The organism is Bradyrhizobium macuxiense (assembly GCF_001542415.1).
Lineage (GTDB): Bacteria > Pseudomonadota > Alphaproteobacteria > Rhizobiales > Xanthobacteraceae > Bradyrhizobium > Bradyrhizobium macuxiense.
This window is the reverse complement of sequence record NZ_LNCU01000054.1, coordinates 9668-17815: the sequence shown is the minus strand read 5'-3', so window position 1 is coordinate 17815 and position 8148 is coordinate 9668. Positions and strand designations below refer to the sequence as shown.

Sequence of the window (8148 nt, the reverse complement as noted above, 5' to 3'; positions counted from 1 at the left end):
TGCCAGCCATGCCAGGATCTGCTCTCGTTGTGATCGAGCCCGAATTCGTTTTTCGCAGTTTCAAAGCTGTCTTCGATCGCCCATCGATGGCCTTCGACCGCGACCAGCGTTTCAATTGATGTTCCTGCCGGGCACCAGGTCGAGAAGAAGGCGAGGTCATCATCAGCGATACGACGCCGGATCAGCAGACCGCGTGTCCAAAGACCTTGATCGACGCTGTTGAATTCTTCGGCATCGAGATCGGCTAGTTCGAGATAACACCAATCGTGCAGCCGCGGTCCTTTGGTTCCGGCACCGGCCGACAGGCGCTTCCAGTCGGATGGGCGTCGCGTCCGGGCGAGTTCCGCAGCCGTCCCGGCGACCGGCGGTCGCTTGCCCCAGGATCGGAATACATGAGCGCTGTTGACCCCAAGCACGTAGCCCTTGCCGGCCCGACGCAATTGCTGTTCGAGGTCGCCAACACCGTAAACGGTATCGCCGGCAACCCAGTTGAATGGGACAGACGCCGCTATCGCCCGTGCGATCATTCTCGTCGCAAGCTTTGGCTTGGTCGCAAAACCGACGTCGGCAGGCACGTATGTGGCTTCCAGGCGATCTGGATCGTCGGTCCATTCCTTCGGAAGATATAATGCGCGATCGATGAACGCATGGCCATGACGCGAAACGTAGGTAGCGAACACGCCGATCTGGCAGTTCGTAATCTTGCCTGCCGAACCGGTGTATTGCCGCGCCACGCCGCACGACGCCTTCCCCTGTTTGAGAAAGCCGGTCTCGTCGATGACGAGGACCGCATCGTCGTCTGCCAAATGCTCCATCACATAGTCGCGGACAATATCGCGCAAGGCATCGGCATCCCAATCGCTGCGACCCAAGATCGCCTGTTGCCGCCAAGGACCAGGATCGCCAGCGGCCTCCGCGCGCATCCAACCGGTCTTGCGTTGCTCATCACCGAGCAGACCTTCCAGAAACAGGCCCGCGTTCCTCGCAACACGTTCTTGCCCGAACAGCGGACGTATCCGCTTCTTAACCTCCCGAAGCGACGCAGCCCACAACGCAAGCGTCTCTTCAACTGACGCTGCCTGCGCCCACAATCTTCGAATCATGGTTGCCCATGGATTCAGAAACTCTCAGAAAACACAACTGTAATGCTATCCGAGCGGTTCCTGGTACTTCAACCCATTCTGCTGGCAATTCCTGTTCGTGTTCGGCGGATGGTTCGCGCTTGGCGGCGCGGCCGAGTCGATGTCGTTCATCCGCTCCCGCGCATTCCTGTGGCTGGGCGCAGCCTATCTGCTATTCGCGCTGATCATGACGCTGGCAGGCCGCTTCCCCGAACTCGGCCAGGCGATGCCCGCATGGCTCTATGATGCGTTCAACCCGAACGACAAGACCAACCTCGCGCCCTATCGCGTGCTGCATTTCGTGGTGCTCGCGTTCTTCGTCACGCGGCTGCTGCCGCGCGAATGGGCGGGCTACCAATGGCCAATTTTCGAGCCGATCATGAAGTGTGGGCAGCAATCGCTAGAGGTTTTCTGCAGCGGTGTCTTCCTCGCTGTGATCGCGCATCTTGTCCTGGTGGAAGTCTCCAACAGCATCTGGATGCAGATCGTGGTCAGCGCAGTCGGCATCGCGCTGATGACCGTACTCGCCTACTACCGCTCCTGGTCGAAGAAGGTCGATAAGGCCCCCAAAGCGCCGGCAAGCCCGGCGCCAGTCGCACAGGCGGCGGCGCCTCACTCCTGATCCTGTGCGAAGCGCATCTCGGACCGGGCGCGACCTGCGTCCGGTCCGTGGCTCGCAGTAACGGGATGGGTGGTCAGCGATCCCGTTCGTTTGCTATGGATACGGGATGTCCCGTGCCTTCTATCACGATCATCCCGACGTGCTGCAGCTCGAAACCGAGGTGCTCGATGTCCGCCCCGGTGCCGTTCTGGTCGAACGCTCGCCGTTCTTTCCGGGGGTGGACAGCTTCCCGACCGCGGCATCTTGAGATGGTCTGGAGCTTCGGTTCTGGTCCAATCAGAACCGATAATGCTCTAGCTGCGGCCTATTTCGCGAGCGGCTTTCCGGCGGTCTCCGGCGCCAGCGCGATCAACGGCAGGCCGATCACATAGATCAGCGACAGCATCGAGATCGCCAGCGGGAAGCTGCCGGTGCGGGCGGCGAGCGCACCGATCAGGGTCGGGCCGGCGGCGCCGAGCACGCGGCCCATGCTGAAGGCGAAACCGGAGCCGGTGCCACGCAACGCGCTTGGAAACATCTCCGGCAACCAGATCGTGAACAGGCCGAACACGCCATTGGTGAAGAAGCCGAGCACGGGCAGCAGCACCATGAATAGCGTCAGGCTGTTGAGCCATTCGATCGCGACTTCGTAGGAGACCACGACCGAGATCAGCCCACCGATGAAGAACAGCACCGCGGTGCGGCGCCGGCTGCCGAGCCAGCCGGTGATCGAGGGCACAAGAAAGCACCCGATCAGCGTGCCGACATTGGTGATCAGCCCGGCCACCGCCCCCATCTCCTGCGCGTGCGCAGGCGTCGCGCCCGCCGCGACCAGCTTGGTCGCGATCACGGTGGGCGCCCAGAAGTTCGACGACCACAGGCCGAAGATGATGCAGGCCATCATCAGCGCCGCGGCCCAGGTGGTCCGCGCCTGATCGCCGGCGAACAATGCCTTGACTGACGGCCGCTCGCGCGAAGCGCTATGCGCGGGCTCGGGAATGTTGCTGCGCAGATACGCAATCAGCAGCGCCGGCAGGATGCCGATCAGGAACATGCCCCGCCAGCCGAGCGTGCTTCCGACGGCAAGGGTGACGGCGGCGGCCAGGAACAGCCCGGTAGGCGTTGCCGTGTGCAGCCATCCGGCCAGCCGCACCCGCGTGTTTTCGGGCACCGATTCCTGCAGCAGCGGCGTGCCTGCGGCCCACTCGCCGCCGATGCCGAAGCCGGCCACGAACCGGAACAGCGCGAACATCACGATGCCGGTGGCGAGCCCGCACAGCGCTGTGAACACCGAGTAGACCAGCACCGTCCAGCACATGATCTTGACGCGCCCGTAGCGATCCGCGGCCCAGCCCCACACCATCGAGCAGGCCCAGCCCAGCATGAAGATCGAGAACAAGAACCCGCCATAGATGCCGATATTGGCCTTGCTCGCCTCGATCCCGCTCGCGGGCAACAGCTCGCTCAACGCGGCGACCAGGATGTAGGCGTACATCGAGGAATCGAAGCCATCGAGCATCCAGCCGAACCAGGTCGCCCAAAACACTTTTCGCGGCGACACTGCGCCAGTCGCCTCAACCGACGGCGCAATGGTATCGACGGTGCTCTCGGTCATGTTTCCTCTCACGTTGCTTTTTGTGCGGCGGACTATGACGGGATTTGCCCGAACCGACATCACCTGCAAACGGGATGAAGGTATCCGGCACGAGAATGGCGCCGCATTCACGATCGCATCGCCACGCGATGATGAAGCCCGGCCGCGCGGGGTTGACTCGAAGCTATATTACTAGCATTCTAGCTTTGGATGGCTGAAGACGACGTCAAGCAATTCAATGTTTACCTGCCGGTCGGGCTGATCCGGCGGGTGAAGCATCATGCCATTGAAGCGGAGATGTCGCTTTCGGCGATCGTGACCGAGGCGCTGCGCGGCTATCTCGACGCGCAGGAGAAGCGTTCGTCCAGGAAGGAGAAATGACATGAAACCCGAGGGCATCGAGGCCATCTTCCTGACCACGCACAATTGGGGCAAATCGGCGAAGTTCTTCCGGGCGCTGGGCTTTGCGCTCGAATTCGAGACCGACCACAATTCCGGGCAGCTCCGCAACGGCGACGGGCCCTATCTCTTCATCGCCGAGATTCCGGCGAACCAGCCGCCCGAGGCGCATGTCGTGCTCAAGCTGCGCGACGAGGACGCCTTCAAGCCCGAGCCCATCGTCGACGTGGTGACGCCGTTCGAGGAAACCCATTGGGGCACAAGAGAGATGACGGTGCGCGATCCCGATGGGCGCATCTGGCGGCTCCAGGCGCCGGCCAAAGCAGGCAACTGAGGTCGCGACGATGAGCGATGCGCCGGACAGCACGGCAGCGCGAGTGGCATTGTGGCGCGCGCTGCATGTCGCGATCGATCCCCCGCCGCACGTGCTGGATGACGAGATCGGCCTCAAGCTGCTCGCGCCGGGCGATGACTGGCGCCAGCGCGGTGACATGGATCCGCAGTACACGCGGCCGTTTCGCGCCTCCATCGTGGCCCGCGCGCGCTTCATCGAGGATCTGGTCGTCGACCAGGCCGCACGCGGGATCGATCAATACGTCATCCTCGGCGCCGGCCTCGACAGCTTCGCGCAGCGCAGGCCGGAGATCGCCTCGCGCCTGAAATTGTTCGAGATCGACCAGCCGGCCTCGCAAGCGTGGAAGCGACGGCGCCTGATGGAGACAGGCTTCGGTACTCCGGACTGGCTGCGCTTCGTGCCCGTTGATTTCGAGGCGGGCGGATCATGGCGGAATGAGCTTGAGGTCGCCGGCTTCGACCCGGCCAAGCCGGCCATCGTGGTCTCCACCGGTGTCAGCATGTATCTCAGCAAGGAGACCAACGCGGCGACGTTGCGCGAGGTCGCTTCGCTGGCGCCGGGATCAAGCTTCGCGATGACGTTCTTGCTGCCGCTGGAACTCGCGGATGTCGAGGCGCGGCCCGGACTCGGAATGGCGGTGAAGGGCGCAAGCGCCAGCGGGACGCCGTTCATCAGCTTCTTCACCCCGCCGGAGATCATCGCGCTCGCCCGCGATGCTGGCTTTGCCGAGGCGCACCACGTCTCGACAGACGATCTCGCCGCGCGCTATTTCGCCGACCGGCGGGACGGCCTGCGCCCGCCGCGCAATGCCGAGGAGCTGCTCGTCGCGCGGACCTAGCGCGCGGATAGGCCACGCCTGCTCGTCACGATTATCGTGTCCTACTCGAGGAGTTTCACGACGGGGACCGACAGTGCGAAATGCAGCAGTCGGTCTGCCACCCGAAATTCATTCAACATGCAAGCATTCGAGGTCGGAAATGCGTCTTCTGTTTACCGCATTCGTTTTTCTGTTCTCCACGGTGGCGCTGGCCGAGACCCAGCCTACCGAAGTGAGGATCAAGTGGAAGGGTGATTACGCTCACAACAGCGACAAGCACTGGTCGAAGGACAACCCCTACGACTCTGGCTTCTCCAAGAACTTCAAGAACGGCACGCCGCAAGAGTTCGGCGACGTGCAGAAGGATGGCGAGTTGAACGGATTCGTCTACTCGCCGACGGCTTCGAAGGGTCCAGTGCCGTTCGTGGTTGTCATGCATGGCTGCGACGGCATGACCACATCGGAGAAAGAGTGGACGGCTCACGTCGCCGACGTGCTCAACAAGGAAGGCTTCGGCGCGCTGGTGCTCGACAGCTATACCACGCGGTACGTGGACAATAGCTGCGGCCTACCTGACCAGCACTGGGGCCGCCGCCGTGCCGATGATGCCTACTCCGCTCTCGACTATCTGGTCGATAAGAAGATCGCAAGCGAAGTCTACGTCATGGGCTACAGCAACGGCGGTTTGGCGAGCCTCATGGCGATGACCAAGAAGGAAGCGGACCACCCGCATCACTTTGCGGCAGGCTTTCCGATTGCGCCGAACTGCTACAGCGTGATCACGAAATACGGCGACTACTACGCTCCGATGATCGTTTTCACCGGCGATCAGGACAATGCTAACCCGCCCGCGCCGTGCCATGAGATGATGAAGAAAAAGCGGGCGACGCCGATCCAATTGATCGAGTACCAAGGTGCCAACCATGGATTCTTGCTCAACCAGTCGCCAAGGATCGGCGATCACGGCTGGGCTCTGACCTACAATCCCGCCGCGGAGAAGAACATGATGGCGACCATCATCGCCGCGATCAAAACAAAGAAGTTCGTGAAGGGGGTCGATGTTCGGCGGGCTTCAGAATGAGGGGACCCGCCCCCTCGTTCTCGGTGGCGACACGCCTAAAAAACAAGAAAGCCGCCCGAGGGCGGCTTTCTAAAAAACATCGTGAAATCAGAATTTTACTTGGTTGCGGGGATGCGCAACAAACATCCCCTGAGACTCCGATTTGCGACGTAAATACAGCCCTTTGGAAGCCCGTCCAGTGGACCTCTGATCGCCCGGTGTATCTCTGCCAAGCCAAGTCGGAATAACGCATGGGCGACTCGGCTGCCCGGGCGCAGAGACAATTGCCACCCGCCTCGACCGGAACATTTTGCACCGTTCGCTGCTTATGGGTTATCCGCCAGCGGTGCGGAGCGCGGTCCCTACCATCCTACGCCAGCCCCGGGAGAGGGACCGCGCACTTCGCCGGAGAGCAACAGCCGCAGACCCAGCCAAAAATGGCCGGGAGGTTGCGCGTTGCCCGTCGTACTCCGTCTTTCCTTGCCCGAGGGAACGCGGGTACCTTCCTCTGGCAGGGCCACATTCACATTATAAAGCTTGGATGAAGTTCGCGCAGGAACGTTGCCCTATCTGAGATGTTAGAGAGCAATTCAACAGCTCAGGAGGGAACTCCAATGAGAACTCTGTTACTGGCTAGTGTACTGGCGGTTGCAGGCTTCGCTATAGCGACGCCGATCTCCATTGCACCGGCGTCAGCTCAAGTTGACGTTGACACTCCGCTCGGCGGCGTAAGAGTGGGCCCGCATCCCCGTTACGACCGAGACTATGATCGACGCGCTTATCGCGCCTACGGATATGATCGGGAATATCGCGGATATCGCGGCTGCCGCACTGTCACGGTCGAGCGTGACGACGGTTCGGTCCGTAGGGTCCGTCGTTGCGACTAAGGCTCTCGCAATAGCGATAAAGGAATTGGGAGCCATCCACTAAGGCCGCTTCAATTGGCGGCCTCTTTCATTTCGGGCATTGCACCGGCATTGAGCCCCTGCGCGAGATCGCACACGTGAGCCCGGCCACTGGGACGAATGGCGTCCAGCCCCGGCACCTATGGTTGAAGCATCTTGATCGTTGAGATCGGCCACTTCCCGACGTGGCCTGTGATCGATATGCGCAGCCCATGAGAGTCGTCCAGAAACACCCCCTCGACGGTCCCCGCAGTCCCATCGGTGAGAACCGCAGCCCTTCCGACAAGCTCAGCCTCCGCTTGTACGTACTCTCGCAGAATGGCGGTGGCGCGGTGTTTCACGAGCTGTAAAGCGGCCTCGGGTTGATGAGCTCTACGTAGCAAGGCCATTGCTTAGCCCTCCGTGAGCGGTTGGAGAGGGCGCGGTCCCGACCGGGGCTGGCTGGCTTGAGATGGCCGGGACCGCGCTTACTCCGCGCTGGCGTTTCAAACGTCATTCAATACCGGAAGGCGCGGAAGATGCCGAAAGTCATGTGGAACCGGGGTTGTCCGTAGGATACCGGGAGCCTCTTCCCTCCGCGCGGCGAGCTGCGTTAGGCTCACAACCCGGACGAGAGGCGAGAATGGCGAGCAAGGTTGTACGTGTCGATAGGATAGAGCCGGTGATCCTGCCGCGCCTCCGTCGCGTGCAGGCGTGGCGCAGGGCACGGCTGCAGCGCCTCTTAGCCGATCCTGACATTGCCAAAAATGACCCGGAGCGGCGAAAGTCCATCAAGGCCGCGCAGCACTACACCGCTGTCTCAGCCCGCGCTGAAGCCATCCTGCGAGGTCTGATCGACCGTTAAGCGGGCGAAGGTGTACAGGGTGATACGCTCAACGAGTTGAACGACTACTTCGGCAACTTCGCTTGAAGCTCAGGCTCCTTCTCAGTGCACGCTATCTCGTTGCAGCTCAGCGTGACATATCCGCCTAATGATCGGCTCGTGCAGCTCGAAGCGGAGCAAGCAATGGTCGAACGTGAACGGTCAGAGGTTGGCGTCGATCCCGTTGAGTTTCATCCGAACGAAGCCGCTGTCTATCGGTGGAAGATTTCGAACCTGAAAAGGGGGCTCGCCGAGGGCGGTGAGGCAAGCCGCGCATGCGGGCGATACCAGGCAGGAGGAGATCTCGCACCGAACGCGTGGGCAGCGGTCAAGCGGTCCTGTGTCAAGAGCGGTGATCATCATTGGGTTGCCCGCTCGTACCGCTCGTGAGATCTCCTGCCAGAAGCGCCGCGGTGGACCGGCGCTTGCTACCC

10 protein-coding genes and 1 pseudogene are annotated in these 8148 nt (G+C 61.7%); 8 read left to right on the top strand and 3 right to left on the bottom strand.

Annotated features, from left to right (window positions below; genetic code table 11):
* Positions 1 to 1103: IS701 family transposase (locus AS156_RS17830; protein ID WP_066500704.1), on the bottom strand; the 1103-nt coding region annotated here is incomplete at its 3' end.
* Positions 1104 to 1161: 58 nt separating this feature from the next.
* On the opposite strand from AS156_RS17830, the pseudogene opgC reads away from it, so the two are divergent.
* Both opgC and AS156_RS42130 read left to right on the top strand, forming a co-directional pair.
* A pseudogene (gene opgC, locus AS156_RS17825) lies at positions 1162 to 1743 on the top strand (OpgC domain-containing protein); the annotation flags it as partial.
* 106 nt (positions 1744 to 1849) lie between these two features.
* Complete coding sequence (locus AS156_RS42130; RefSeq protein WP_201456053.1) at positions 1850 to 1990, top strand: hypothetical protein; 141 nt, start codon at positions 1850 to 1852, stop codon at positions 1988 to 1990.
* Positions 1991 to 2047: 57 nt separating this feature from the next.
* Here AS156_RS42130 and AS156_RS17820 read toward each other — a convergent pair whose 3' ends face one another.
* Complete coding sequence (locus AS156_RS17820; protein ID WP_066506834.1) at positions 2048 to 3337, bottom strand: MFS transporter; 1290 nt, start codon at positions 3335 to 3337, stop codon at positions 2048 to 2050.
* A gap of 189 nt (positions 3338 to 3526) precedes the next feature.
* On the opposite strand from AS156_RS17820, the gene AS156_RS17815 reads away from it, so the two are divergent.
* From AS156_RS17815 to AS156_RS17800, 4 genes are all read left to right on the top strand, one after another.
* Positions 3527 to 3697 (top strand): ribbon-helix-helix protein, CopG family, encoded by a 171-nt coding sequence (locus AS156_RS17815; RefSeq protein ID WP_066506828.1) that lies wholly within the window; start codon positions 3527 to 3529, stop codon positions 3695 to 3697.
* Position 3698: 1 nt separating this feature from the next.
* On the top strand, positions 3699 to 4049 hold the full coding sequence (locus tag AS156_RS17810) for a VOC family protein (protein ID WP_066506826.1): 351 nt from the start codon (positions 3699 to 3701) through the stop codon (positions 4047 to 4049).
* A gap of 10 nt (positions 4050 to 4059) precedes the next feature.
* Positions 4060 to 4908, top strand: coding sequence for a class I SAM-dependent methyltransferase (locus AS156_RS17805; protein ID WP_066506842.1), 849 nt, complete (start codon positions 4060 to 4062; stop codon positions 4906 to 4908).
* A 181-nt stretch (positions 4909 to 5089) separates the two neighbouring features.
* Positions 5090 to 5968 carry a dienelactone hydrolase family protein gene (locus tag AS156_RS17800; RefSeq protein ID WP_160331103.1) on the top strand — a complete coding sequence of 293 codons (879 nt, stop codon included), beginning with the start codon at positions 5090 to 5092 and terminating at the stop codon, positions 5966 to 5968.
* Between the two features lie 1024 nt (positions 5969 to 6992).
* On the opposite strand, the gene AS156_RS44525 is transcribed toward AS156_RS17800, so the two are convergent.
* Positions 6993 to 7241, bottom strand: a complete 249-nt coding sequence (locus AS156_RS44525) for a photosystem reaction center subunit H (RefSeq protein WP_066506824.1) — start codon at positions 7239 to 7241, stop codon at positions 6993 to 6995.
* Positions 7242 to 7474: 233 nt separating this feature from the next.
* Here AS156_RS44525 and AS156_RS17790 point away from each other — a divergent pair, with 233 nt between their 5' ends.
* Both AS156_RS17790 and AS156_RS42125 read left to right on the top strand, forming a co-directional pair.
* On the top strand, positions 7475 to 7696 hold the full coding sequence (locus AS156_RS17790) for a hypothetical protein (protein ID WP_066506821.1): 222 nt from the start codon (positions 7475 to 7477) through the stop codon (positions 7694 to 7696).
* A gap of 162 nt (positions 7697 to 7858) precedes the next feature.
* Positions 7859 to 8104, top strand: a complete 246-nt coding sequence (locus AS156_RS42125; RefSeq protein WP_136626280.1) for a hypothetical protein — start codon at positions 7859 to 7861, stop codon at positions 8102 to 8104.
* The last annotated feature ends 44 nt before the right edge of the window (positions 8105 to 8148 follow it).